22 protein-coding genes are annotated in these 24,132 nt (G+C 69.0%); 10 read left to right on the top strand and 12 right to left on the bottom strand.

Features of this window, described 5'->3' with window-relative positions:
- Nucleotides 1–148 precede the first annotated feature (148 nt).
- The gene (locus MMF96_RS02055) at nt 149–1,075 is read left to right on the top strand and encodes an NADP-dependent oxidoreductase (RefSeq protein WP_256882375.1); all 927 of its coding nucleotides are present in this window, start codon (nt 149–151) and stop codon (nt 1,073–1,075) included.
- An 82-nt stretch (nt 1,076–1,157) separates the two neighbouring features.
- Nucleotides 1,158–1,844, top strand: a complete 687-nt coding sequence (locus MMF96_RS02050; RefSeq protein WP_176616932.1) for an HAD-IA family hydrolase — start codon at nt 1,158–1,160, stop codon at nt 1,842–1,844.
- Nucleotides 1,845–1,857: 13 nt separating this feature from the next.
- On the opposite strand, the gene MMF96_RS02045 is transcribed toward MMF96_RS02050, so the two are convergent.
- From MMF96_RS02045 to MMF96_RS02035, 3 genes are read right to left on the bottom strand one after another with little or no spacing between them, the layout of a single operon-like run.
- Nucleotides 1,858–2,775 carry a ketopantoate reductase family protein gene (locus MMF96_RS02045; protein ID WP_256882374.1) on the bottom strand — a complete coding sequence of 306 codons (918 nt, stop codon included), beginning with the start codon at nt 2,773–2,775 and terminating at the stop codon, nt 1,858–1,860.
- Nucleotides 2,772–3,263 (bottom strand): DUF2127 domain-containing protein, encoded by a 492-nt coding sequence (locus tag MMF96_RS02040; RefSeq protein ID WP_176616934.1) that lies wholly within the window; start codon nt 3,261–3,263, stop codon nt 2,772–2,774. The genes MMF96_RS02045 and MMF96_RS02040 overlap by 4 nt, the downstream gene beginning before the upstream one ends.
- A gap of 40 nt (nt 3,264–3,303) precedes the next feature.
- Nucleotides 3,304–4,314 (bottom strand): LysR family transcriptional regulator, encoded by a 1,011-nt coding sequence (locus MMF96_RS02035; RefSeq protein WP_256882373.1) that lies wholly within the window; start codon nt 4,312–4,314, stop codon nt 3,304–3,306.
- 149 nt (nt 4,315–4,463) lie between these two features.
- Here MMF96_RS02035 and MMF96_RS02030 point away from each other — a divergent pair, with 149 nt between their 5' ends.
- On the top strand, nt 4,464–5,855 hold the full coding sequence (locus MMF96_RS02030; RefSeq protein ID WP_256882372.1) for an MFS transporter: 1,392 nt from the start codon (nt 4,464–4,466) through the stop codon (nt 5,853–5,855).
- A gap of 88 nt (nt 5,856–5,943) precedes the next feature.
- Here the strand turns inward: MMF96_RS02030 and MMF96_RS02025 are convergent, their stop codons facing one another.
- Nucleotides 5,944–7,947 (bottom strand): VWA domain-containing protein, encoded by a 2,004-nt coding sequence (locus MMF96_RS02025; RefSeq protein WP_256882371.1) that lies wholly within the window; start codon nt 7,945–7,947, stop codon nt 5,944–5,946.
- 9 nt (nt 7,948–7,956) lie between these two features.
- Nucleotides 7,957–9,345 carry a sigma 54-interacting transcriptional regulator gene (locus tag MMF96_RS02020; RefSeq protein ID WP_256882370.1) on the bottom strand — a complete coding sequence of 463 codons (1,389 nt, stop codon included), beginning with the start codon at nt 9,343–9,345 and terminating at the stop codon, nt 7,957–7,959.
- Nucleotides 9,346–9,511: 166 nt separating this feature from the next.
- Between MMF96_RS02020 and MMF96_RS02015 the strand changes: the two genes are divergently transcribed.
- Both MMF96_RS02015 and MMF96_RS02010 read left to right on the top strand, forming a co-directional pair.
- The gene (locus MMF96_RS02015) at nt 9,512–10,162 is read left to right on the top strand and encodes a histidine phosphatase family protein (protein WP_256882369.1); all 651 of its coding nucleotides are present in this window, start codon (nt 9,512–9,514) and stop codon (nt 10,160–10,162) included.
- On the top strand, nt 10,159–10,896 hold the full coding sequence (locus MMF96_RS02010; protein ID WP_256882368.1) for an SCO1664 family protein: 738 nt from the start codon (nt 10,159–10,161) through the stop codon (nt 10,894–10,896). Before MMF96_RS02015 ends, MMF96_RS02010 begins: the two co-directional genes overlap by 4 nt.
- On the opposite strand, the gene MMF96_RS02005 is transcribed toward MMF96_RS02010, so the two are convergent.
- The gene (locus tag MMF96_RS02005) at nt 10,875–11,381 is read right to left on the bottom strand and encodes a hypothetical protein (RefSeq protein WP_256882367.1); all 507 of its coding nucleotides are present in this window, start codon (nt 11,379–11,381) and stop codon (nt 10,875–10,877) included. The genes MMF96_RS02010 and MMF96_RS02005 overlap by 22 nt on opposite strands.
- A complete protein-coding gene (locus MMF96_RS02000; RefSeq protein WP_256882366.1) occupies nt 11,362–13,293 on the bottom strand; it encodes a primary-amine oxidase in 1,932 nt (643 codons plus the stop codon). The genes MMF96_RS02005 and MMF96_RS02000 overlap by 20 nt, the downstream gene beginning before the upstream one ends.
- Nucleotides 13,294–13,427: 134 nt before the next feature.
- Between MMF96_RS02000 and MMF96_RS01995 the strand changes: the two genes are divergently transcribed.
- The 5 genes from MMF96_RS01995 to MMF96_RS01975 all read left to right on the top strand — a co-directional run bounded on the left by MMF96_RS01995 (nt 13,428) and on the right by MMF96_RS01975 (nt 18,969).
- Nucleotides 13,428–14,018, top strand: coding sequence for a TetR/AcrR family transcriptional regulator (locus MMF96_RS01995; protein ID WP_176616942.1), 591 nt, complete (start codon nt 13,428–13,430; stop codon nt 14,016–14,018).
- Nucleotides 14,015–14,443, top strand: coding sequence for a protein-tyrosine phosphatase family protein (locus tag MMF96_RS01990; protein ID WP_256882365.1), 429 nt, complete (start codon nt 14,015–14,017; stop codon nt 14,441–14,443). The genes MMF96_RS01995 and MMF96_RS01990 overlap by 4 nt, the downstream gene beginning before the upstream one ends.
- A gap of 260 nt (nt 14,444–14,703) precedes the next feature.
- Entirely contained in the window at nt 14,704–15,672 is a 969-nt protein-coding gene (locus MMF96_RS01985) for a helix-turn-helix domain-containing protein (RefSeq protein WP_256882364.1), read from the top strand.
- 168 nt (nt 15,673–15,840) lie between these two features.
- A complete protein-coding gene (locus MMF96_RS01980) occupies nt 15,841–17,250 on the top strand; it encodes an aldehyde dehydrogenase family protein (RefSeq protein ID WP_256882363.1) in 1,410 nt (469 codons plus the stop codon).
- Nucleotides 17,251–17,466: 216 nt separating this feature from the next.
- The gene (locus tag MMF96_RS01975) at nt 17,467–18,969 is read left to right on the top strand and encodes an APC family permease (protein ID WP_256882362.1); all 1,503 of its coding nucleotides are present in this window, start codon (nt 17,467–17,469) and stop codon (nt 18,967–18,969) included.
- Nucleotides 18,970–19,063: 94 nt separating this feature from the next.
- On the opposite strand, the gene MMF96_RS01970 is transcribed toward MMF96_RS01975, so the two are convergent.
- From MMF96_RS01970 to MMF96_RS01950, 5 genes are all read right to left on the bottom strand, one after another.
- Nucleotides 19,064–20,671: a sulfatase gene (locus MMF96_RS01970; protein ID WP_256882361.1), complete on the bottom strand. Its 1,608-nt coding sequence runs from the start codon at nt 20,669–20,671 to the stop codon at nt 19,064–19,066.
- Nucleotides 20,668–21,477, bottom strand: coding sequence for an ABC transporter ATP-binding protein (locus MMF96_RS01965; protein WP_256882360.1), 810 nt, complete (start codon nt 21,475–21,477; stop codon nt 20,668–20,670). The genes MMF96_RS01970 and MMF96_RS01965 overlap by 4 nt, the downstream gene beginning before the upstream one ends.
- A gap of 71 nt (nt 21,478–21,548) precedes the next feature.
- Nucleotides 21,549–22,322 (bottom strand): ABC transporter permease, encoded by a 774-nt coding sequence (locus MMF96_RS01960; protein WP_176616948.1) that lies wholly within the window; start codon nt 22,320–22,322, stop codon nt 21,549–21,551.
- A gap of 2 nt (nt 22,323–22,324) precedes the next feature.
- Nucleotides 22,325–23,092 carry an ABC transporter permease gene (locus MMF96_RS01955; protein WP_256882359.1) on the bottom strand — a complete coding sequence of 256 codons (768 nt, stop codon included), beginning with the start codon at nt 23,090–23,092 and terminating at the stop codon, nt 22,325–22,327.
- 32 nt (nt 23,093–23,124) lie between these two features.
- The gene (locus tag MMF96_RS01950; protein WP_256882358.1) at nt 23,125–24,108 is read right to left on the bottom strand and encodes an ABC transporter substrate-binding protein; all 984 of its coding nucleotides are present in this window, start codon (nt 24,106–24,108) and stop codon (nt 23,125–23,127) included.
- Between the last annotated feature and the right edge of the window lie 24 nt (nt 24,109–24,132).

Genomic DNA, 24,132 nt, shown 5'->3' with positions numbered 1-24,132 from the left:
CATAACGGCGGGCTGCTTTTAGTATGCGCCGGACCCGCTGCGGGTTTGGCGCCAGTGGACAAGATGCGCCGAACCCGGCCCCGGTCCGGCGCATAAGCGCACCGGGGCCGGCACAGGACAGAACCAGACCCGAAAGTTGGAGAACCAGATGAAGGCCATGAGTTACGCGCGCTACGGCGGCACCGAAGTCCTCGAACAAACCAACCTGCCCGCCCCGAAGGTGTCCCCCGGATCCGTGCTCATCCGGGTCAAGGCGGCGGCCGTCAACCCCGTGGACTGGAAGGTCATGGCCGGCTACCTGGACCCCATCATGGACGTGGTATTCCCGGTGGTTCCGGGCTGGGACGTGGCCGGGGTGGTGGAGGCCGTCGGCCTGGACACGCCGGAGTTCGCGGTGGGCGACGAGGTGTATTCGTATGGGCGCCGCGACACCGTGCACGGCGGCACCTTCGCCGAATTCGTGGCCCTGCCCGCCGCGGCTGTCGCCCGGAAGCCGGCGTCGCTGGGCTGGGAACAGGCTGCCGGACTGCCCCTGACCGGGCTCACCGCGCTTCGCACGCTGGACGCGCTCCGGATCGGGGCGGGAGACGTCCTCCTCATCCACAACGGCGCCGGCGGGGTGGGCCGCATGGCCATCCAGCTGGCCGTGCACGCCGGGGCCCGGCCCCTAGCCACGGCCTCCGCCAAAAACCATGCGCGGCTGCGTGAACTTGGCGCCGAACCGGTGGAATACGGCGACGGGCTGGCGGACCGCGTCCGGGCCCTGGCCCCCGACGGCGTGGACGCCGTGGCGGACTTTGCCGGCGCCGCCCTGGAGGCGACACTGGCCGTGCTTAAACCCGGCGGCCGCCACGCCTCCATTGCCGACGCCTCCGTTTCCAGCCACGGCGGCCGTTACGTCTGGGTCCGGCCCGACGGCCCCGGACTGGACCGGCTCAGCGCGCTCGCCGACGCCGGCACACTGGCCGTTGACGTCGCGGCCAGCTATCCGATGGAACAAGCCGCCGCGGCGTTCGAGGACAGCATGTCCGGTCACGGCGGGGGAAAGATCGTGCTGACCGCCTTCAGCAAATAGCCCGTACCGGATGCAGAAAACGCCCCGAAAGCTGCAACCACCGCGACCCACCTGCAAACGGCGGGACGGATAGGGTGGAGGCATGACAGACCACGGCGGCCCGTCCCCGGAGGCGGGAAAAGTGCGGCAGTTCACGGTTGAGGCGCTGTTGTTTGACCTGGACGGGACCCTGATCGATTCCACGGGGGCCACCGAACGGGCGTGGCGGCACTGGGGCGAACTGATGGGGCTGGCGGGTTTTTCCTACGGCAGCCATGGCGTGCCGGCGCAGGCGCTCGTCGAACGGCACCTGGAGGCGGACCGCCAGGCGGAGGGCTTCGAGCTGATCAAGGCCCTGGAAACCGCGGACACGGAAGGGATCGTGTACAAGCCCGGCGCCGCGGAACTGCTGGCGTCGCTCCCCGCCGGGGCGTGGACCATCGTCACCTCCTGCACGCGCGGCCTGGCCGAGGCGCGCATGGCCGCAGCCGGGCTGGCCGCCCCGGCCCACCTGGTCACGGCCGACCAGGTCACCAGCGGCAAGCCGCACCCGGAGCCGTTCCTGCTCGGCGCTGCCCGGCTCGGTGCCGACATCCGGCGCACCCTGGTGGTGGAGGACGCCCCGGCCGGCCTGGCCTCCGGCCGCGCGGCCGGCGCCGTGACGCTGGCGGTGGCCGGCACCTCCGAAGCGGGCGGGCTTGACGCCCGCTATGTGGTGGGCAGCCTGTCGGAGGTCTCCGCCGAGGTGCTGCCCGACGGCCGGATCGGGCTCACCCTGCAGGAGCCGTGACGCTCCGCGGACCTTACAGTCGTCCGGCCTCGTGCACGCGCAGCTGCATCAGCGCCAGGTCAAGGAGCGGGACCTCCAGGCCCAGGACGTGGGCCCGGCGGGCAAAATCGCCCAGGATGTGTTCGGCCTCGTTGGGCAGACCGGCCGTCATGTCCCGGTACAGGGAAGAGGTGAAGGCGGAACCCGGCTGGGCCAGGAACGCGAGTGCCTCGGCAGTGACGGGGTCGGGCACGGGGAAACCGGCCTCGGTGGAGACGGCAACGGCCTCAGCCAGGGCTGCGTACACAAACTCCGTGCCGCCCGGTACGGAGACGACGTCGCCGACGGGCCCGCGCATCAGGCACGTCACCACGCCGGCCGTGGCGATGAACACCCATTTGTGCCACATGGCCGCGAGCGCGTCCGGCACGGCCCGGGCAGTGTAGCCAGGGACGTCGATCCCGGCCAGGATCCGCCGGACCCGGTCCGTCGGCCCGCCGTGCAACTCACCCACGGACCACTCGGCGAGGGGCCCCAGCTGGCGGATGCCGCCGTCGTCGTCCAGGGTGGCCAGCACCTTGACCACGCTGCCCAGCACCTTGTCCGCGCCAAAGGCCGCCGTGAGCGCATCGAGGTGCGCCATGCCGTTGAGGAACGGGATGATGGCGGTGTCCGGGCCCACCGCCGGGGCCAGGTCGGCGATCGCGGCGGGGAGTCCGGCCGCCTTGACGGTGACGACGACGACGTCGAACGGCCCGCCCAGCTGCCCTGCCGCCACGAGCTGCGGTTCGATCCGCTGGTCCTGGCCCAGCCCCGTGATCCGCAGGCCCCGCTCGCGCAGCACCGCGGCCCGGCCCTCGCGGACCAGGAACGTCACGTCGCGCCCGGCCTGGGCAAGGCGTGCACCAAAGTAGCCGCCGGTCGCGCCGGCCCCCACCACCAGAAATCTCATGCCATCCCTTTTCTGCGTCTGCGGTGCCTGAGGTACTCATGCCAGGTCAGCACCACGATCAGGATATCGAACACGGTCAGCGACAGGAGCCCGATCGACGGGGTGCGGGTGAGCTGGTAGAGCTGGTACAGGATGAAGATGGCCAGCACCACGATCATCCACGGGTAGGCCCACAGCGCGTCCATCAACAGGGCCGTCACCAGGACCACCTTGACGATGCCGTGGGCCAGCAGGTACAGCGCAGTGAAGAGGACGACGTGGCTGGTCAGGCCCTCGGCGCCATGCAGGATGTGCGTGGCCAGGAAGTCGTTGGGATCCTCCGTCAGCTCCGGCTGGGTGACCAGGACGGCCAGCCGGTTGATCTGGGCCGGGGCCACGAAAAGCAGGAGCACCCCGCCCACCAGCTCCAGGACGCCGTCAAGGCCCTTGAGGATGATGCCGATGGCGAAGAACCTGTCCCACCAGTCCGTAAATTTCAGTAACGCCACGCAACCTCCCAACCACGGCCTTTTGTGGAGCGTAGCACCGTCACCCGCGCGGACCTTGGACCGGCCCCGGGTCGGGAGCTTGGCCCGGGGCCGGTCCGGGTGCCACACCGGGCGTGGGGTCCGCCGTCCGCCACGGTGTGCCGAGCGTCTCCACGGCGTAATCCAGCAGGGCGCGGGCCCGCGGGTTCAAGGTGAGGTTGCCGGGCCAGATGCCCGCCATGGTGGTCTGGCTCGACGGCGGCATGAGCGGGCGCACCGCCACGGGACGGCCCTCCAGGCTGACGGGTGCCCAATTGGGGCGGGCCATGAGCAGTCCGTAGCCCAGGCCGCGGCCCACCAGCGCCTGGACCAGGATGATCTGCGGCATGTTCGCCACGATTCTGGGCCGGAGCCCGCGTTCGGCAAAGGCCCGGTGGGTGTTGGCCGTGCTGGGGCTGGCGTCGTACATGATCAGCGGTTCGTCGGCCAGCTGGGCCAGGTCCACCGTGTCCTGCCGCGCCAGGGGATGGTCAATGGGCAGCACCGCCTGCAGCTCGGTCTCGTAGATGGTCTGCCGTGCGAACCCCGTGGGCAGTTCCATGTCGTAGACGATGGCCAGGTCCAGCCGGCCGTTTTGCAGCGCGGGCAGCAGATCGTCGTGCGTCCCCACCACCACCTCCACGGAGACCCCGGGATGCTGCCTGGGAAATCCGTCCAGGATGGCCGGCAGCACACTCGCGGCGAAGCTGGCAAAGCACCCCAGCTTCACCGGCCCCTTCAGCTCCCCCGACGCGCCGCTCATTTCGGCCAGCAGGTCCTCGGCACCGCCGAGCAGTTCCCGGGCCCTGACGGCAAAGTACTCTCCCGCAGGGGTCAGGTGCAGGCCCTTGGACTTGCGGCGGATACACAACTGTTCACCCACGGAGCCCTCCAGCCGCGTAATGGCCTGGGACAGCGCGGATTCGGAGAAGTGCAGGGACGCGGCCGCCTCGCTGAGGGTCGGAAAGTCCGTGAGCGCAACAAACAGCTCCAGCTGGCGAAAGGTGAACCTGGCCACCACACCTTCTTTCATTTAACCGAATTATTATGGCTGGTTTCATAAGTTTACTCACGGAAGATTTGCTGTGACACTAGTTACATCCCTCAGCACCGCACCGCCGGCCCATGCGCACCTGCGCGCCGGGCAGGCCGGGCGCCCTGACCAGAATCAAGGACACCACCATGAGCAACACACCAGTCGCCGACACACGGCGCACACAGCGGCGCGTCGCATTTGCGACCCTCATCGGCACCACCGTCGAGTGGTACGACTATTTCATTTATGCCACGGCCGCGGGCCTGGTGTTCGCCCACCTGTTCTTTGAACCCGCCGGCGCCAAGATCGGCCTGCTGCTCGCCTTCGCCTCCGTGGGCATCAGCTTCCTGTTCCGCCCGCTCGGCGCCTTCCTGGCCGGCCACTTTGGCGACAGGATCGGCCGCCGCGCCATGCTGGTGCTGACGCTTTTGCTGATGGGCCTGAGCACCATGCTGATCGGCCTGCTGCCCACCTTTGACTCGGTCGGCGTGCTGGCACCGGTCCTGCTGCTCCTCCTGCGCATCCTCCAGGGTGTCTCGGCAGGCGGGGAATGGGGCGGCGCCGTCCTGATGGCCGTCGAACACGCGCCCGCCACCAAGCGCGGCCGGGCCGGCTCGTTCCCGCAGCTCGGCGTTCCGCTGGGCCTGCTGCTGGCCTCCGGTGTCACGGCCCTGATGACCGGCGTCATTGCCCCGGGCGATGCGTTCCTGGCCTGGGGCTGGCGCATCCCGTTCCTGCTCAGCTTCGTCCTGATCGCCGTGGGCTACTTCGTGCGCCGCGCGGTGGAGGAAAGCCCCGTCTTCCTGGAAATCGCCGAAAAGAAGAAGCAGCCCAAGGTGCCCGTCGTGGAGCTGTTCCGCAAGCACTGGCTCCTGGTCATCCTCGCGGCCCTGGTCTTCGTTGGCAACAACGCCGCCGGCTACATGGCCACGGGCGGCTTCATTCCCAGCTACGCCACCAACCCCGACGGCGTCGTTGGCCTGGGCAAGACCCCCGTGCTGATCGCCATGACCTTTGCCGCCGCAATGTGGCTCATCTTCACGGTGCTGGCCGGCGGCATGGCGGACAGGATCGGGCGCAAGCGCACCTACGTGGTCGGCTATGTCGCCATGGCCCTGACCGTGTTCCCGCTGTTCCTGCTTATCAACACCGGCCAGCTTTGGGCCCTGTACCTGGCGCTGCTGCTGCTCACCTTCGGCCTGGGCCTCACCTACGGCCCGCAGGCTGCCTGGTACAGCGAAATCTTCCCGGCCTCGGTCCGCTTCTCCGGTGTCTCCATCTCCTACGCCATCGGCGCCATCCTGGGCGGGGCGTTCTCCCCCATGATCGCCCAGTGGCTGCTGCAGACCACCGGCACCAGCGTCGCCATCTCCAGCTACCTGCTGCTGACCACGCTGATCGGGCTGGCGGCGGTCCTGATGCTCAAGGACCGTTCCGGGATCGACCTCAGCATCACCAACCAGGCCGGGCAGGAGGTCGGCGCCACCATCTTCGACAAGCGCGTGCCTGTGGCAGGCGTGGCCCCCGTGCAGGCCTAGGCGTCACACCCCGTACGACGGCGGCACCCACCTTGCGTGGGTGCCGCCGTCGTTCGTTGTGGCCGGCCGGGGCGACGGACGGGGTTGCCTACAGGGACAGGCTGATGCCGCCGTCGTCGCCGTGGAGATGCGTGCGCAGGTATTCGCCGAGGACGGCGGCACCAAGGTCGCCGGCGTCGGGCGCCACCACGCGCCCGCCAATCCGCCGGGCCATGCCGGCCACGAACCGCTCCAGGCCGGGGTCGTCGCCGAGGCGGAAGAACGTCACCTGCGTGCCCGCCCGGCCCAGGCGGTCGAGCTCGGCGACAGTGGCGGCGATGGTCTGCCCGTCCGGGGGCCAGGAAAACCACGGCTCGCCGTCCGGCATCAGGTGCGCGGTGGGTTCGCCGTCGGTCACCACAAGCAGGACCGGCTGCAGGGACCGGTGCTGGTGGAAAAAACGCCCGGCCAGCAGCAGCCCGTGGTGCAGGTTGGTCCCTTGTTCCCGGTCCGCCGGCAGTGCCGTGAGCGCCTCGATGTCCATGGACTGGGCGCGCAGGCCGAAGGTGACCAGCTGCAGCCGGTCGCCGCGGAAGCGGGTGGAGACAAGGTGGTGCAGGGCCAGGGCGGTGCGTTTCATGGGCACCCACCGCCCCTCGGCGGCCATGGAGAAGGACACGTCGGCCAGCAGCACGACGGCGGCCCGCGTGCGCGCCTCCGTCTCCGCGACTTCGATGTCGCCCACCGCCAGGCGCAGGCCGTCGGCCGGGTTGCCGCCGTCGGCCGCGGTTCGGGTGATGGCGTTGGTGAGGGTGCGCGTGACGTCCCACGGCTCGGCGTCGCCGAACTGCCAGGCGCGGCTGGAGCCGGCGGGCTCCCCCGCGGCGCCGGCCGCCCGTGTGTCCCTTGCCCCCGTCCGGTGGGAGAGCTGGCGGGCGGTGTCGCGCAGCAGCGACTTCCCCAGCCGCCGCATGGCCTGGGGCGAGAGACGCAGGTCGCCGTCCGCCCCGCGCCGCAGGTAGCCGCCGTCCTGCATGGCCCGCTCGATGTCCGCCAGGGTGCGGGCCGACACTGCTGCGTCCGGGCCGAGCTGGCGGGCCAGCGCGTCCAGGTCAAGGTCGTCCAGGGTTGAGCCGTGGTAGGACTGGGCGAGCTGTTCGGCCAGCCCGTCAAGCTCGGCCAGGTCCTGGAGCACGCCGGTGCCGTCGCCCAGCCCCAGCCCTTCCCGGCCCTGGAATTGTTCGGAGCCGGACCAGTCCTCCCCCGGCCGCAGGGCCTGGAGGTTGGCATCAAGGGCATCCAGCTGGGACATGAGTGCCGGGGAGCCGAAGGCCTGGGCGGAAAGCCTCATGAGCTCCTCGCGCTGTTCGGCGGACATGGACTGCATGAGCCGCTGGGCGGCGGCCGCCCGCCGGGCCAGCACGTCAATGAGCTCGTCCACGGATTGCGGGTTTTCCGGGAAGAAGCCGCCGTGCCGGGCCATGAACCCCTGAAAGTCCTCCGCGGTGTCCTCCCCGCGCCGGTGCGCCTCCAGCAGTTCGTTGAGCTCGCGCAGCATCACCTCCACGGCCTCGCGGTCCTCGGCCGTGGCACCTTCCAGCGCCTGCTTCATCCCGGCGAAGCGCTGGTCCAGGAGCTCGCGGCCCAGCAGGTCCTTGATCCGCTCGTAGGCCTCCTGGGCCTCACGGGACTGCCAGTCGTAGGAGGCGAGCTCGTTGACGGCGGCCGCCGTGGACGGGGGCAGGTTTTCCAGCTGCATTTCCCGGAACGCCCGGTCCGTGTCGTCCATGGCGGCGTCGCGAGCCAGCTGCTTGCGTTCGGCGAGGACGGCGTCGTCGAGCAGCCTGCGCACCTCTTCCAGGGTGCCGTCGAGCCGGTGCCGGTTGAGCAGTTCACGGCGGCGCTGCTGGACGCGGCCGGCGAGCTGGTCCAGCCCCGGCCTGTTCCGGCTCCCGCGCCGCAGGTACTCTCGCAAGGCACGCCGCGGGGAATAACCCGCCATGACGTCCTCCGCCACGGCGTCGAGTGCTTCGGCGAGGTCCACCGGTGGCGCCAGCGGATCGGGGCCGCCGGTGTAGCGGCCGTACCGGGAACTGTGTTGGTGGGTGGCCATGGGGCCTCCTTACCCGTAAACCGTCTCCCCGCCGCCGGACTCCTTGGAGATCCGCCGGGCCAGGAAGAGCCCTTCCAGTGCCAGCTCAATGGCGGCGGCCCGCTGCCCGTCATTGCCGGCCTTGAGGTGGCTGCCGATCGTCTCGTACAGCCCGGAACCGTCCAGGCCGGGCAGGTTGTCCAGGAACTCGCGCGCCGTGACGTCCTCCCCCGTGGTCACTGTCACCTGCCCGTCGAACGCGGCCACCAGCGGGCCGAAGTCGATGCCGCGGTAGTGCTCACGGACGGCTTCGGCGGTGGCTGTGCGCAGCAGGTGGTCCAGGATGTCCCGCTCGCGCCCCTCCTCGCCGGATTCAAACTCCAGCTTGCCGGAGAGGACGTCCACCGCGCTTTCCAGGTCGACGATGCGGGCCACCGGTATTGCCTCCCCGCGGACTGCGGCCCGGCGCAGCGCCGCCGCGGCGACGGTCTCGGCGCCGGCAATGCCGAACCTCGCCGAAACGCCGGAACTTTGGTTGATGGCCGGGGACTGCCGCAGCGCCCGGGTGTAGCGGGCCAGGATTTCCAGGAGCACGGGCGGCACGTCTGCCACCAGCTTCCCCTCCTGCTTGATGACGGCCACCTCGTCATCAAGCTCCAACGGGTAGTGGGTGCGGATCTCGGCGCCGAAGCGGTCCTTCAGCGGTGTGATGATCCGCCCGCGGTTCGTGTAGTCCTCGGGGTTGGCGGAGGCCACCACCAGCACGTCCAGCGGCAGGCGGAGCACGTAGCCGCGGATCTGGATGTCGCGTTCCTCCATCACGTTCAGCAGCGCCACCTGGATGCGCTCGGCCAGGTCGGGCAGTTCGTTGATGCCCACAATGCCGCGGTTGGCGCGCGGGACCAGTCCGTAGTGGATGGTTTCCGGGTCCCCCAGCCGCCGGCCCTCCGCCACGCGCATGGGGTCGACGTCGCCGATGAGGTCGGCCACGGACGTGTCCGGGGTGGCGAGCTTCTCCACGTAGCGTTCGCTGCGGTGGCGCCAGGCCACCGGCAGGCTGTCCCCTTCCGCACGTACCCGGGCCCAGGATCCGGCGGTAATCGGCTCATAAGGGTGTTCGTTCAGTTCCGAGCCCTCAATGACGGGCGACCATTCGTCCAGCAGCCCGGACAGGGTGCGCAGGATCCGGGTCTTGCCCTGCCCGCGCTCGCCCAGGAGCACCACGTCGTGGCCGGCGAGCAGGGCCCGTTCCAGCTGCGGCAGGACGGTCTCGTCCAGGCCGTGGATGCCCGGCCAAGGGTCCCGGCCCGCCGCGAGGGCGGCGAGCAGGTTTTCGCGCAGCTCCTGGCGCAGCTCCTTGAGCACGTGCCCGGCGGCCCGCAGTTCACCAACGGTGGAGATGTCTGGACGATCACTCACACCTCCACCGTAGACCCCCTCCCGCCCCCGAATCGAGACTCCGGCGGGGTTCGTCGGGCGGAAAGTGGCGCTGGCCCCGACGCCCGGGCCCGCGCCGCCATCACTCCGCGGCTCCCCACATCCCTCGCAGGTTCGGGCGGGACCCCTGCCGCTACGCTTAGTCCTGATGAGTGCCTTGACAGCCCCGGCACCGGCAGGCACCCTGCTCCTGCTGGTGCGCCACGGCGAAACGCCGACCACGGGCAAGGTGCTGCCCGGCCGAGCACCCGGCCTGCACCTCTCCGGCAACGGCCATGTCCAGGCCGAACGCCTGGCGGAGCGGCTTGCCGGACTGACGCTCGACGCCGTCCTTTCCTCCCCTTTGGAGCGTGCCCGCGAGACGGCGGCGCCCACCGCCGGCCGCCGGGGGCTGGAGGTGGTGGTGGACGCCGGGCTGACCGAATGCGACTTTGGGACCTGGACCGGTGCCGAGTTGGCCCAACTGGCCCGGCTGCCGGAATGGCAGGCCGTCCAGCACACGCCGTCGGCCTTCCGCTTTCCGGAGGGGGAAAGCTTCAGGGAGATGCAGGGGCGGATGGTGGGCACACTGGAACGCCTGTGCCGCGCCTACCCGGGCGGCGCCGTCGTCTGTGTCTCCCACGCGGACCCGATCAAGGCCGCCGTGGCCCACTTCCTGGGCACGCCGCTGGACCTTTTCCAGCGGATCGGCATCGACCCCGGATCGGTCTCGGCCGTCGCCCTCGCGGAGGGGCGTGCCCCGGCCGTGCTCACGGTCAATTCGACGCTGGAGCCGCTTGGCGCGCTGGGACCGCCATGACGGACGGGAACACCGTGTCCGGGCGGGAACTGGCGCTGCTGGAAGGCGGGGTCGTTGACCTGCTGGGGCGGGTGGTGAACAGCAGCAATGCCACGTTCCTGGTGCAGCTCTCCCGCGACGGGGATTCGGCCCTGGCGATCTACAAGCCGGAAGCCGGGGAGCGCCCCCTGGCCGATTTTGAACCGGGGCTGTACCGGCGCGAGCGCGCGGCCTACCTGCTCAGCGACTACCTGGGGTGGGGGATCGTGCCGCCAACGGTGGTGCGCGGGGACCCTCCGCTGGGGATCGGTTCCCTGCAGTGGTTCATTGAGGCCGACGCCGGCCAGCATTACTTCACGCTGTTCGCGGACGCGCCCGAGACCCATGCGGACCTGGCACGGATTGCCGTGTTTGACTGCCTCGCCAACAACACCGACCGCAAGGGCGGGCATGTGCTGCGCGGCCCGGACGGGCACATCTGGGGCATCGACAACGGGCTGTGCTTCGCCGCGGGGAACAAGCTGCGCACCGTGATCTGGGACTTCGCCGGTGATCCCATCCCGGCGGCGCTGCTGGCGGACATCGAGGCGCTGCTGGCGGACATCGAGGAACCCGCCGGGGGGCTCGCCGGGCTGGCCGGCCTGCTTGCCGACGGCGAACTTGCCGCCCTCGGCCGCCGCGCGCGGCGGCTGCTGCGCGCAGGCGTGCTGCCGGACGACGCCACCGGCATGCGCTACCCCTGGCCGCTGGTGTGAGCCGGGCATCCCCGCGAGCGCCGCATGATCCAGGCTGCCGCCATGGCCACGGCCAGCTCGAGGGCGATGATCCCCAGCATCGACGCCGACTGGGGCACCGAGCCGGACATGGGACCGCCGGCGCCCATCGACGCCGTGGGGCCCGTCGCCATGGAGCCCATCGCCATGCCGCCGTGGCCGGCCAGGGAACCGGGCGCCAGGAGCAGGACCGCGTGCACGGCAACCATGAGCAGGGACATGCCGAACAGCAGCCGTACGCCGCGGTCGTGGCCGCGCCGCCACACGGAGACGGCGCACGGCAGGCAGGCGGCAGCCATCAGGACCATGAGCGCGCTTTCCCACGGCATGGCGCGGTGCTCCCACCCCATCCACAGGTGCGCGCCCACAGAGGCCAGGGCGACGGCGGCGCACAGGCGGGCAGGAAACCCGGCCCACCGGTGCGCCGCGACGGCACGCCGCGCCGTCTTAGCAGTGGCAGTGGTCATCGCCGCCGGCCCCGACGTGGTGCCCGCCCGGCGTGCTCGCGGGCACGTCCAGCACGGGGCTGCGGTCGAAAAAGCCCTCGGGGCGCAGCTTGAAGCCCACCGAGTCGACGGGCATGATCGGCCAGTCCTCCACGCGCGGGAAGTGGGTCAGGCCGAAGGTGTGCCAGAGGACAATGTCCTGCCCGTCCAGCTCGCGGTCCGCGGCAACATAAGCGGGCAGCCCGGCGCCGCCGCCGTGCTGGTTCACGAAGTCGCCGGTCGGGTAGCGCTCGCCTTCCGCGTACTGCGTGACCCACAGGTCCTTCGTGGCAAAGGCGGCGCGCCGGGCCACGGAGGATTCCGGGTCGGCCAGCAGCATGGGCTGGCCCTGCGGGTGCAGCTTGTAGCCCACGGGCTCGCCGAGCCGGTTCAGGGACGTCGGGTTGGTCACCACCCACGTCCGGCCCGCCCGCATGTCGGCCTCGCGGACGGCGTCGGACTCCCTGGCCAGGACGGTGCGCCTGCGTGTGAACGCGTTGCCGCGCTCGTTGCCCTCTCCCATGGGCACGCGCACCACGTCCTCCTCCTCGACGCGGTTGGCCAGCCCGTCGAGGGCCATGTCCAGCCGGGCCCCGAAAAGGTGCTGGTGGTACGGCGCGCCCAGGCCGGGGGCCAGTTCGGAGGCGTAGGGGTAGCCCTTGCCCGGGTAGGCGCTGGTGAAGACGACGCCGGTGGCCTTGGCCTCGAACTCGATGGTGCCGTCCAGGTAGAGGTACCAGTAGAAGCCGTAGTCGTAGTTGCCGATGGTGGTGAAGAAGGAGACCACCAGGCGGCGGTTGCGGCGCGTGTAGTCGATCCCGGTCCACAGGTCCGAGTGCTTGGAGAGAATGGACCAGTCCTCCTCGTGCATGCAGATGCCGTTGCGGATTTCCCGGGGATTGCCGAAGGCGTCGGAGAGGACCGGGCTCAGGTACGTGATCTCGCCCAGGCAGTCGCAGCCCAGTTCCAGGGAGTTGGCGTACTGGCCCACGAGGTATTCGCCGGTGTCAAAGTAGTTCTGCCAGGACCGCACGGGGGACGGGTCGCCGTAGGGCACCACCATCTCGGCGATCGAGGCGCGTTTGATGATGGAGCGGCGCCGGCCGCCGTCGTCGAAGGCCAGGTTGTGCAGGACCACGCCTTCGCGTGCGTCGAATCCGACGTCCAGGCTCCACTTCTCCCATTCGATGTGGTTGCCGCCGGTGACCGTGAAGCTGGGGCCCTCGGGCTGGGTGATGCTGATGGGCTTTTGCGTTTCACGCAGCGGGCCGGTCAGCCCCGGGTCGGTGTAGTTGCCGTGCTCGGCAGGCACCGGGACCACGCCAAAGTCCAGCACGGCGTCGACGCTCTTGTTGGTGACGTCGACGTAGGCCACCAGGCCGTCCACGGGGTGGGCCCACGGGCTGTCCTCGGCAAAATCCTGGACAAACGCCAGGCCGCGCAGGATGCGGCGCCCCTTTTCCTCCGGGTACTCAAAAACGCCGGCGGAGAGCGGTGCAACGCGCACCGTGGCGACGTCGAGGTTCCGGGCCGCCAGGGCCGCCAGCCAGTCGGGGTCCCCGGCCAGGATGGACTCCACCACCTCGAACTCCTCCTCAAGCACGGGCAGCTCGCCGGTGGCGGCCGTGTCAAGTTCGACGGCGGATTCCACCGTTCCGCGGGTCACGGAGACCACCGCGTCCCTGGGCGCTGCGCCGGAGAGGTCGTGCAGGAACACCCGGAAGCGGCGGTTGGTTTCGGTGGCGCCGCGCGGCGGGTCCAGCAGGCCGAGGTAGGCGATGCGCGCGGACTCCCCCAGCAGCCCTGCGGCCCGGAGAATGTCCCGGACGGCGGTGATTTCGGCGGCGGTGGCCAGTGCGAGGGGGGCAGTCCCGACGTCGGTGGCGGCTGTCATGGCTTCTCTTTCCGTGGAAGGGCGGGCGGCGGGCCCGTTTTATTCTATGGTTGTAGATAATACGCACACGTAAGATGCATCACAAGGGGCCAGCCCCGTTTTGTTTGCCGCAACCGCCCGCCAGGAGAACTCCAGTGCCCAAGATCGTCGACCACGACCAACGCCGGCTTGAGCTGGTCGACGCCACCTGGCGGATCATTGCCCGGCACGGCATCGAGGGCGCCACCATGCGGGAAGTGGCGCTGGAGGCCGGCTTTGCCAACGGGGCACTCAAGCCCTACTTCCCGACCAAGGACGCGCTGCTCACCTTCGCCTTTGGCCACGTCTTCAACCGCACCAATGAACGCATTGCCGGCACCTCGGCCGGCAAGGTGGGGCTTGAGGCGCTGCGTGCCTTCTGCCAGGAAGTGCTGCCCCTGGACGAGGACCGCATCAACGAGGCCCGCATCGTCATCCCGTTCTGGCAAAAGGCCCTCACCGACCCCGCCAAGGCACAGCTGCACGAAACCTCCATGAACCAGTGGCGCGCCACCATGGAAAAACACCTGCACCAGGCGCGGGGCCGCGGCGAGGTCACCGCCGCGGCCGGCGACGAGGACATCGTCAACCAGCTCATGAGCATGCTGCTGGGGGCGCAGATCGTCGCAGCCATGTCCCCCGGGGAGCACCTGCCGGCCCAATTGAGCGAGGCCCTGGACGCCTACCTGCTGCTCCTGCGCGCGTGAGCGGCAGCTGGGACGAGCACGGCATGGGCGTGCTGCGGCTTCCCTCGGGCCGGCTTGTCCGGGGCCGGTCCCTGTTGCGGCCCCTCCCGGATGGCCTCCAACCGGATTTTGCGCTCTACCTCTTGGGACACCGGCCCCCGCAGGTCGCCTGGGAGAGCCGGTGGCTGCGCTGGCATGACCTTTGGCTGCCCACGGACCGCGCCGGGACCGTCGATGCCCTGCATGAGGCGTGGGACCGCGCAGCATCGGAGCGGGTGGAGGTTGCCTGCCTGGGAGGGCAGGGCCGCACCGGGACGGCGCTGGCCTGCCTGGCCGTGCTGGACGGCCTGCCCGCAGCCGACGCCGTCGCCTATGTCCGGGCCCACTACAACCGGCGGGCGGTGGAGACCCCCTGGCAGCGCCGCTTCGTGGCGCAGTTCACCTGAGCGCCGACGCGGGCCCGCCGAATGCGATCAGGCAGCATCCGACCCGTCACTTACGGCGGTTGTGAAGGGTCAAAGCCGCCATAAGTGACGGCTCGCACACGGACCCCGCCACCGGCGCCGTCCAAGAAATGCCGATACCCGACGCGACTGGTTGACCGGCCGGCCGGCGAAAGGTTTTTCGCCCGATGTCGAAAATAAGTGACAGGGGCCACATGGACCCGTACCATGATGACAAGCACTACCTGCCACCAAGGACTCCCATGAATTCCGCCCTCGACACCGCCGACGCCGTCCAAACCGCCGTCGCCGATTCCTTCGCCGCCTGGCACGACCTCGTCTCGGAATCGTTTGTTCCGCTGCATGTCCGTTCCGGGGACCCCGGCCACTTCCGCGGACAGCTGCGCTCGAGGCTGCTGGATGAGCTGGCCATCGTCGAGGTCACGGCCTCCGGGCACAGCGTCCACCGCACGCCGTCGCTCATCGCCAGCACGGACAGGCTGTACTACAAGCTCAACCTGCAGCTTTCCGGCACGGGGATCCTCGTCCAGGACCGGCGCGAGGCGGTGCTGCGCCCCGGCGACCTGGCCGTCTACGACACCCACCGCCCCTACACGCTCGCTTTCGAATCCGACTTCCGCACCCTGGTGCTCATGTTCCCGCACGACATCCTCGACCTGCCGTCCGGTGCCGTCGGCACGCTCACGGCCGTGCGCATGGCCGGCGACGAGGGGCTCGGGCGGATGATCAGCCCCTTCATGACGGAGCTCGCGGACAACCTGGACATCCTCTCCGGCCCCAGCGGCCACCGGCTGGCCCACAACACCATTGACCTGCTGGGCACCCTGCTCGCCGCGGAGCTGGACCGCCGCCCCGGGGGCGCCGGCAACCCGCACGAGGAACTGCTGGGACGGATCCGCCGGTTCATCGAGGCCAACCTCGGCGACCCCCTCCTGTCCCCCGCCGGCATTGCGGCCGCGCACTTCATCTCCACCCGCCACCTGCACAATGTGTTCCAGGAAGCGGGCACCACGGTGGCGCAGTGGATCCGCACGCGACGGCTGGAAAACTGCCGGCGCGAACTGCGCGACCCCCTCCAGGGGCACCGTTCGGTCAGCGCCATCGCGGCCCGCTGGGGTTTCGTGGACGCGGCGCACTTCAGCCGCATTTTCCGTGCCGCCTTTGGAGAGCCGCCCAGCAGCTACCGGCGCGCAGCCCCCGTCGCGGCGTAGGCACCCCCGGGGCCTGCCGGCCGGGACGGGCCGCCACGGCCGGCTTGTTCGCCCACGGTCAACCGGCGTTCACGCATAGACAAGACTTCCCCGGCGGCCCGGGCGAGACTGGGGATGACACGGCACGGCCCCGCCGCCCCTGGGCCCCAGACTCGAAGTGGAGCATTCATGGAAACGCAAACCGACATCCTGACCGCCATTGCACCGGCCGGCGGCGAGACCCGCACCATCCTGGACCCGGCCACGGGCGAGGCCGTGGGCCAGGCCCCGGTCCACACCGTGGCGGACCTGGACCGGGCCGTTGCGGCGGCCGCGGCCGCGCAGCCGGCCTGGGCGGCCCTGGGCCACGAGGCGCGCAGCGCCGCGCTGCTCAAGGCGGCCGACGCCGTCGAACGCCACGCCGAGGAACTCGCCCGGCTGCTCTCCCGTGAGCAGGGCAAGCCCCTCAACGGCCCCAACGCCCGCTTCGAGGTCGGCGCCTGCGCCGCGTGGCTGCGCGCCACCGCCGCCACCGCGCTGGAGGCCGAGACCGTCGTGGACGACGGCGAAACACACGCACAGATCCACTACCGCCCCATCGGCGTCGTCGGCGCGATCGGGCCGTGGAACTGGCCCATGATGATCACCGTCTGGCAAATCGCCCCGGCCCTGCGCATGGGCAACACCGTGGTGGTCAAGCCCTCCGAATACACGCCCCTGAGCGTGCTCGCCCTGGCCCGGGTGATCAACGCCGAACTGCCCACAGACGTCCTGCACGTCATCTCCGGCGGCCGCGACGTCGGCGCCCGCCTGGCCGAACACCCCGCCGTCGGCAAGGTCATGTTCACCGGCTCCACCGCCACGGGCAAGGCCATCATCCGCTCCTCCGCCGACACCATCAAGCGCCTCACCCTGGAACTGGGCGGCAACGACGCCGGGATCGTGCTCCCCGACGCGGACCCCAAGGCCATCGCCGAGGACCTGTTCTGGGGCGCGTTCATCAACACCGGCCAGACCTGCGCCGCGCTCAAGCGCCTCTACGTCCACACCGACATCTACGACGACCTCTGCCAGGCCCTGACCGACGTCGCCGCGGCCATGCCCATGGGCGTGGGCCTGGACGAGGCCAACGTGCTCGGGCCCCTGCAGAACAAGGCCCAGTTCGACATCGTCAGCGCCCTGGTCCAGGCCGCCAAGGACTCCGGCGCCCGTGTGCTGCTCGGGGGCAACCCCGACCCCGACCAGCCCGGCTACTTCTACCCGACCACGCTCGTGGCCGACATCGACAACGACAACCCGCTCGTGGCCCAGGAACAGTTCGGCCCCGCACTGCCGATCATCCGCTACGACACCATCGACGACGCCGTGTCCATGGCCAACGCCCTGGACGTGGGCCTGGGCGCCTCCGTCTGGTCCGCGGACCTGGACGCGGCCCGCGAGGTCGCCGCACGCATCCAGTCCGGCACCGTGTGGATCAACAAGCACGGCGCCGTGGACCCCCGCATCCCCTTCGGCGGCGCCAAGCAGTCCGGCTACGGCCTCGAATTCGGCGTTGAAGGCCTCAAGGCCCTCGGCGTCCCCCAGGTCATCAACGGCTAGGCACAAGCTCCGGACCACCCCAGCGACGGGACCGCAGGCACACTGTGGCTGCGGTCCCTTGGCCTGCCCCGGGCCATTGCAGCCGGCATTCCCCGGCGAGGCGTGCGTGCCGAACAACCCTGCACGGGAAGTCAAGCGCAATGCCGTGAACAACAAACGGGTGCCTGTGACAACTGACACACTCGAGATATCTTTATTCTCCCACTGGAGGTTTTAATGTCACACGAACGAACACTTCCCCCCACCGGCACCGTCGCCGGCAAGGGGCCCGGCACGGGGCTGAGCAAGCGCACGCTCGGTGTGCCCGCACTCGTCTTCATGATCATCGCCGCCTCTGCCCCGCTGACGGTGATTGGGGGCGGGGTGCCGAGCAACTTTGCGGTCAGTGCCAACCTCGGCGTCCCGCTGTCCTTCGTTTTGCTGGGCGTCTGCCTGGCACTGTTCGCCGTCGGCTATGCAGCCATGAGTTCGCACATCCGCAACGCCGGGGCGTTTTACGCCTACATTTCCCAAGGGCTGGGCCGTGCCACGGGCGTTGGCGCGTCATGGGTGGCACTGGTCTCCTACAACGCCATGCAGGTGGGCATCTATGGCCTGTTCGGCTTCGCCCTTGCGTCCTTCATCAACGGCAAGCTCGGCACCAACCTTCCCTGGTGGGCGGCCGCGCTTGTCGGCTTCGTGATCGTCGGCTGGCTCGGCGTGAACAAGGTGGACCTCTCAGCCAAGGTGATCGGCGTGCTGGTGGCCGGCGAATTCCTGGCGGTCATCGTCTTTGACGTGATCTCCTTCGCCGTCAGTCCCGAAGGTGTCAGCGGCGCCGGCCTGGCGCCGTCGGACCTGTTCACGGCCAGCATCGGCGCCGCCCTGTCGTTCAGCATGGCCGCCTTCATGGGCTTCGAGTCGGCTGCCATCTACAGCGAGGAGGCAAAGGACCCGAAACGCTCGATCGCACGGGCCACCTACATCGCCGTCGGCGTCATCTCGGTGTTCTACGCCGTGTCCTCGTGGGCCATGGTGATCGGCACCGGGCCAAGCCACATCATCGGCGAATCCCAGAAGCAGGGCCCGGACCTGCTCTTCAACTTCCTCACGGCCCATGGCGCGGTCATCGTCTCGGACATTGCCCAGGTCCTGTTCGTGACCAGCCTGCTGGCCGCCCTCATCGCCTTCCACAACGCCGTGGCCCGCTACACGTTCTCGCTCGGGCGTGAGCGCGTGATCCCGCGCGCACTCGCCCGGGTCAACTCCCGCCACGCCCCCGTGGCCGGCTCCCTGACCCAGTCCGCACTGGCGCTGGTCCTGCTGGCCATCTTTGCGATCGCCGGCACCGGTTCCGACCTTGGTCCGCTCTACCCCGTGCTGACGTTCTTCACGTGGCTGACGAACACCGGCGCGTTCGGCCTGGTGCTGCTGCTCGTGATGATCTCGGTGTCCGTCATCGGATACTTCCGCAAGCACAGGGGCGAATACTCCACATGGACCCGGCTCGTCGCACCTGCCCTGTCGGCCCTCACGCTGGGCACCGTGTTTGTGCTGATCGTGGTCAATTTCAACGTGCTGATCGGCTCCACCGGGTTCTCCCCGCTTTCCGTCATCCTCCCGGCGATCGTGGTGGTGCCCGGCGTCGCAGGACTGCTCTGGGGCCTGCGGCTAAAGACGTCGCGTCCCGACGTCTACCTCGGCATCGGCTACGGCGGTGCCCCGGATCTGGAAGACTGAGCGGCACAACTGCCCCGGGCGGCACGGCCTGCGCCGTGCCGCCCTTGCGCATTTTCGGCTCCGCCACGCTGAGGACCACACCTGGTTTGCACGCTCAGGCCGACGCCGTCGGCCTGGTCCCCATGACGCCCAGGGCCATCGTTTCCTCCAGCATCAGCTCCGTCAGCTGGCCCAAAAGCTGGGCGTGGCCGGTGTCGTCGGCCAGGTTGTCCAGCTCGTCCGGGTCGGACAGGAGGTCGTAGAGCTCGGTGGCGGCGGCCGTCCCGAAGTACCGGGTCAGGCGCGCGCGCCGCGTCAGGACCGAGCGGATGCGCACCGGCGCCGGAAGCCCCGGCAGCCCGAATGGCTGGTCCTCCTCAATGATCAATGCCTCACGGACGGCGTCCACGCTGCCCTCCAGCAGCGGCACCAAGGACTGTCCCTGAAGTCCGCGGAACGCCGCCGTCCCGGTCAGCTCCAGCAGGGTCGGCGCCAGGTCGGCGGTGCTGACAAGTGCGGCGGTGGAGCGCGGTGCCGTGCCGGGAACCCGGATGGTCAGGGGGACGTTGGTCACTGCCCGGTAGTGGGTGAAGTGTTTGAGCATCAGCCCGTGATCTCCCAGAAGGTCACCGTGGTCGCTCGTGAACAGGACGACCGTGTCGTCGTCGAGCCCCTGTGCGCTAAGGGCGCCCAGCACCCGGCCGATCTGCTCGTCCATGAGCGTGATCAAGCCATACTGGGCCGCGGCCGCATGCCGGTACTGGTCCTCGGTCACGGACCACGTCATGGTTGAATCGCTGCCCGGAGTTCCCCGGTGGTCGATAAGTGCCCTGATGTGTTCGGGCGACTTGCTGTGGTCCTGGTGGAAGCCCGCTGGCAGCGGGATGTCCTCCGGACTGTAGAGGTCCGCATACCCTGCCGGCGGTGAGAAGGGGTGGTGCGGGTCGGGAAACGACACAAACAGGAAGAAGGGCTCGTCCTCCCCGGCCAGGGCCCCGATGCGTTCGATGGCCTTGTCCGCCACATAGCTGCTCGGGTGCGCTTCGACGGGGACGGCCGTTTCATACACCTGTTCCCAGCCCGGGTACACCGTCACGGCGTTGCCGGCGCCGCCCAGCCGGCGCGGGTCCCAACCACGCCCGGCGGCCCAGTGGCGGTAGTGCCCGCCGGGATTGTCGCCGTGGCCCACCACCAGGTCCACGTGCTGGTAGCCGTAGTAATCCTTGGGCAGCTGCAGGAAGCCGGCCTCATGGTCGGACCGGTTTTCCCACCTGTCCCAGCCCGGTTCCCGGTCAAACTCGGCGGCATCGCGATGGTTCAGGCTCAGCAGCAGCGGGTCGGTCGCCTCGATCTCCGCCCGTTGGTCGTCCTCGAACGGCCACCCCATGTTTTGGTGGTGCAGCTTGCCGACGGCGGCCGTGTTGTAGCCATCCAGGGCCATGTTCCGCACCATGGTGCTGGCATTCGGATCCATCGTGATGCCGTTGCAGCGTGTGCCGTGTGCCGAAGGCCAACGGCCGGTCAACAGGCTGGCCCTGTTGGGCATGCAGGTGGGGTTGGCCACGGTGGCCTCGGTGAAGACCACGCTCGCCGCAGCGAGGCGGTCAAGGTGGGGGGTCTTGACCACCGGATTGCCGGCAAAGCCGAGGTGGTCGGCCCGGAGCTGGTCGGCAATGAAGACGACGACGTTGGGTCGGCGCCCTGCGCCTGAAGCCTGGCTCATGCCGGCCTCTTGATCAGGGACAGCACCTCGGTGCGCTGCTGGGCAAACCCGGGCAGGGAGCGGGTGGTGATCTGGTCCCGGGGCCTGGGCAGCTCCAGGTCGATGGTTTTGAGCACGCGCGCGGGCTTGGAACCAAGGACCACCACCCTGTCGGAGAGGTAAACCGCCTCGTCGATGTCGTGTGTCACCACGAGGATTGTCATGTTGAAGTCGTCGCGGATTTTCAGGCACAGGTCTTCAAGGTCAAAGCGGGTCTGTGCGTCCACGGAGGCGAAGGGTTCGTCCATGACCAGGATCTCGGGGCGGTAGGCCAGGGCACGGGCGATGGCCACACGCTGCTGCATGCCGCCGGAAAGCTGCCACGGATACTGGTGCTCAGCATGTGTAAGGCCCACAGCTTCCAGGGCGCTGTCGCAGCGTTCCCGCAGCTCGGCGGCCGGCAGCTTCAGATGCCGCAGCGGCAGCAGCAGGTTCTTGCGCACCGTCAGCCATGGCATGAGGGAACGGTTGTAGTCCTGGAAGACCAGCGCCATTTCCCGCGGCGGCCCGTCAATGACCCTGCCGTCAATGGCCGCGCTGCCGCTGGTGGCGGCCTGCAGGCCGGCCAGGCATTTGAGCAGGGTGGTCTTGCCGACGCCGGAAGGGCCGACGATGCAGACAACCTCGCCGGTTTCCACGGTAAAGGTCAGGTCCTCGATGATGACCTTGGCCTTGCTGCCGGTGCCGTAGGACTTGGCCAGGGACTTCACGTCCAGGCGCGGCAAGGCCGCCGGCCGTTTCGCTGTCGTGGCTGCTTCGTGGGACATGGCTTTTCCTTGGTCGGGGGCACACGTCTGTGCCGGGCTGGTGCGGACGGAAGAGGGTAAGGCTGAAAGCATCATGAGGCCTTTGCGAGTTGTCGTGAACCGATATACCAAGCCAGCAGGCGGCGCCGGCCCAATTCGAAGATCATGTTGGCGGCAAATCCGATGACGCCCAGCAGCAGGATCCCGGACCACATGTCCGCAATCATGAAGCTTTGCTGGGCCAGGAGTGTCATGGCCCCGATGCCCTGGGCGGGCCCGAGCATTTCGCTGGCGATCATGACGACGAAGGCGGTCTGCAGGCTGACCTGCATGCCGGAGGCAATGTGCGGACCGGCCGCGGGCAGGTAGACGCCCAGGACCTTTTCCCGCGTGCTGAGGCGGTAGACGGCGCTGACATCCTTGAGCGTTGAATCCACGCCGCGCAAGCCGTCCACCGTCGCGATCAAGGTCGGAAAAACGGCAGCCATTGCAATGCTGGTGACTCGCATCTCCACGCCGAAGCCGATCAGGGCGACGAAAATCGGCACAAGCGCCACCGGGGGAATGCTGCGGAAGAAGTGGATGACCGGGTCAAGATATTCCCCGACCTTCGGCAGCATGGCCAGCACGAATCCCAGTCCGACCCCGATGACGCTCGCCAGGGCGAAGCCGATGACGAGGTTCAGCAGGCTGACCAGGATGTCCGACTGAAAATGGGCGAACAACCACAGGGCCTGAAACCGTTCCAGGATGTAGCTCAGCGGCGGGAAAAAGGTATCCGTGGAACCGGCGGATACGGCGAACCAGGCCAGGATGAGGATCACCGGAGTGCCGATGCCAAGCACCAGGTACAAGGTCTTGCGCATGGTCACACCATCTCTTCACGGTAGGAGGGGTGCCAGTGCAGCAGGCGGCGTTCGCCGAGGCGGGACAGCCCGATGAAGAGCAGGCCCAAAATGCCCAAAACCAGCACGTAGGCGTACAGGGACGCATAGTCGCCGGCGGACTGTGCCACGTAGAGGTTCTTGCCCAGCCCCGGTCCACCTCCCAGCAGTCCGGCGACGACGGCAACAATCAGGGCCACCGGTGCGGCCACCCGCAGGGCGGTGCCGATGAACGGCATCGCACTGGGCAGCACGACGCGCCACAGGATCTCGACGCGGCCCAGCCCGTAGGAACGGGCCGTGTCGCGCGCCACCGGGTCGGTGTCGTGGACACCGGCCATGGTCTGCGTGATGATCGGGATGAGGCAGCCAAAGAACGTGAGCAGCCAGGCCATCTTTGCCGTGGGGCCCAGAATGAGCACCACCAACGGAAGGATGACGATCGGCGGCACCGGCTTGAGAAATTCCAGCAGCGCCAATGTGGAGTAGCGGGCCGCGGGAAAACTGCCGACCAGGACGCCGAGCACGATGCCGGCGACGGCGGAGGCGATCAGGCCGAGCAGGGCCACGCCAACCGTCTGTCCGACGGCGGACCAGAACGCGCCGCCGGAGACGTCGGCACCTAGTGCTGCGAACGTGGCGAGCGGCGACGGGAGCGCGGCCCCGGCCAAGTGCGTGCCGGCGATCAGCTGCCAGAGCACGATCGAACCAAGGAGCCCAAGTGCTCCCCGTCCCAACTGGTGTGGCTTCATGGTGTTGTCCTTAGCAAGGGAAGCGGTGCTGACTATTTGAACAGGACGCCGTCGAGGTTTACCGGGGCACCCAGGTACCCCAGCTGGGCAAGTTGCGTATTGACCCGCTGGATGTCCGTGATGCTGACGGAGGTCGGCCAGAAGGTGTGGGCGCCGCTTTGGATGTCCGACAGCGGAACCTTCGTCAGATTTGCGCCGACCTGCTGGCACTCGGCCAGGTGGGCGTTGCAGTAGGCGTTGGCCTTGTTGATGCCGCGCGCAAAGGCTTGCAAGGCTGCGGTTTCCTTTGTCGTTGTGCTTGCACCCGAGACATAAAGGCCCACGGCACCCTCCTTGAAGAAGGCGACGCCGGGCGATGACAGCCTCACGTCCCCGGCCGACTGGGCCTTTCCGGTGAACGGCGAGACGAGGCCGGCCGCATCCACGCGTCCCGAGTTCAGGGACTGCAGCGCCGAGGAGAAGTCCAGCACGGTCCACTTCACGGTGGACGGGTCGCCGCCGGCGTCCTTGATGACTTTGGAGATGGTGACCTCCAGCTGTGCCTTGCGCGCGGGGACGGCGATCGTCTTGCCGACCAGGTCCTTGGGACTGGTAATGGGGCTGCCCTTGGCCACAAACAGGCCGGTGTCATCGACCTCGGCCAGGTTGGGCGGCTGCTGGTCGGCCGGAGCGTACCCGTCGGCGGCGGCGACGACCTTCAAGGGGACATGCTGGCTGAGGGCGTTCAGCAGCGGGATCGACGGCGAATACGCCAGGTCCAGCTGCCCGCTCTGGGCGGCCGCGATGCCAGCCGGTGGGTTGGCTATCGTGGAATCCTCGATGGTGAGCTTTTCGGCCTTGAAAAAGCCCTTGTCGATGCCGATCTTCAGGGCTGCGTCGGAGCTCAGTCCGATGGTGCCGACCTTCAACGTGGTCATGCCGTTGCTGTCCGGGCCGGAGGCGTTTGACGGTGAGCCGCACCCGGCCAGGGCCAGGGCAAGCAGCCCGGCGAGTGCGAAGGGGAATCGTAGTTTCATGGTGCTCCTTGAAGTGGTGGGAAT

The sequence above is a fragment of the Arthrobacter sp. STN4 genome (genome assembly GCF_024539665.1).
Taxonomy (GTDB): Bacteria; Actinomycetota; Actinomycetes; order Actinomycetales; family Micrococcaceae; genus Specibacter.
The sequence above is the reverse complement of the archived record's forward strand: the minus strand, read 5'-3'. Positions and strand labels throughout refer to the sequence as shown.

Excerpts from the sequence above, each read along its gene's own strand:
- MMF96_RS02035 (WP_256882373.1), bottom strand. The coding sequence starts at position 4,314 with ATGAAAGAAGGTGTGGTGGCCAGGTTCACCTTTCGCCAGCTGGAGCTG.
- MMF96_RS01955 (WP_256882359.1), bottom strand. The coding sequence starts at position 23,092 with ATGAAGCCACACCAGTTGGGACGGGGAGCACTTGGGCTCCTTGGTTCG.
- MMF96_RS01985 (WP_256882364.1), top strand. The coding sequence starts at position 14,704 with ATGAATTCCGCCCTCGACACCGCCGACGCCGTCCAAACCGCCGTCGCC.
- MMF96_RS01980 (WP_256882363.1), top strand. The coding sequence starts at position 15,841 with ATGGAAACGCAAACCGACATCCTGACCGCCATTGCACCGGCCGGCGGC.
- MMF96_RS01960 (WP_176616948.1), bottom strand. The coding sequence starts at position 22,322 with ATGCGCAAGACCTTGTACCTGGTGCTTGGCATCGGCACTCCGGTGATC.
- MMF96_RS02050 (WP_176616932.1), top strand. The coding sequence starts at position 1,158 with ATGACAGACCACGGCGGCCCGTCCCCGGAGGCGGGAAAAGTGCGGCAG.
- MMF96_RS01975 (WP_256882362.1), top strand. The coding sequence starts at position 17,467 with ATGTCACACGAACGAACACTTCCCCCCACCGGCACCGTCGCCGGCAAG.
- MMF96_RS02000 (WP_256882366.1), bottom strand. The coding sequence starts at position 13,293 with ATGACAGCCGCCACCGACGTCGGGACTGCCCCCCTCGCACTGGCCACC.
- MMF96_RS02005 (WP_256882367.1), bottom strand. The coding sequence starts at position 11,381 with ATGACCACTGCCACTGCTAAGACGGCGCGGCGTGCCGTCGCGGCGCAC.
- MMF96_RS02015 (WP_256882369.1), top strand. The coding sequence starts at position 9,512 with ATGAGTGCCTTGACAGCCCCGGCACCGGCAGGCACCCTGCTCCTGCTG.
- MMF96_RS02010 (WP_256882368.1), top strand. The coding sequence starts at position 10,159 with ATGACGGACGGGAACACCGTGTCCGGGCGGGAACTGGCGCTGCTGGAA.
- MMF96_RS02025 (WP_256882371.1), bottom strand. The coding sequence starts at position 7,947 with ATGGCCACCCACCAACACAGTTCCCGGTACGGCCGCTACACCGGCGGC.
- MMF96_RS01965 (WP_256882360.1), bottom strand. The coding sequence starts at position 21,477 with ATGTCCCACGAAGCAGCCACGACAGCGAAACGGCCGGCGGCCTTGCCG.
- MMF96_RS01950 (WP_256882358.1), bottom strand. The coding sequence starts at position 24,108 with ATGAAACTACGATTCCCCTTCGCACTCGCCGGGCTGCTTGCCCTGGCC.
- MMF96_RS02045 (WP_256882374.1), bottom strand. The coding sequence starts at position 2,775 with ATGAGATTTCTGGTGGTGGGGGCCGGCGCGACCGGCGGCTACTTTGGT.
- MMF96_RS01970 (WP_256882361.1), bottom strand. The coding sequence starts at position 20,671 with ATGAGCCAGGCTTCAGGCGCAGGGCGCCGACCCAACGTCGTCGTCTTC.
- MMF96_RS02030 (WP_256882372.1), top strand. The coding sequence starts at position 4,464 with ATGAGCAACACACCAGTCGCCGACACACGGCGCACACAGCGGCGCGTC.
- MMF96_RS02055 (WP_256882375.1), top strand. The coding sequence starts at position 149 with ATGAAGGCCATGAGTTACGCGCGCTACGGCGGCACCGAAGTCCTCGAA.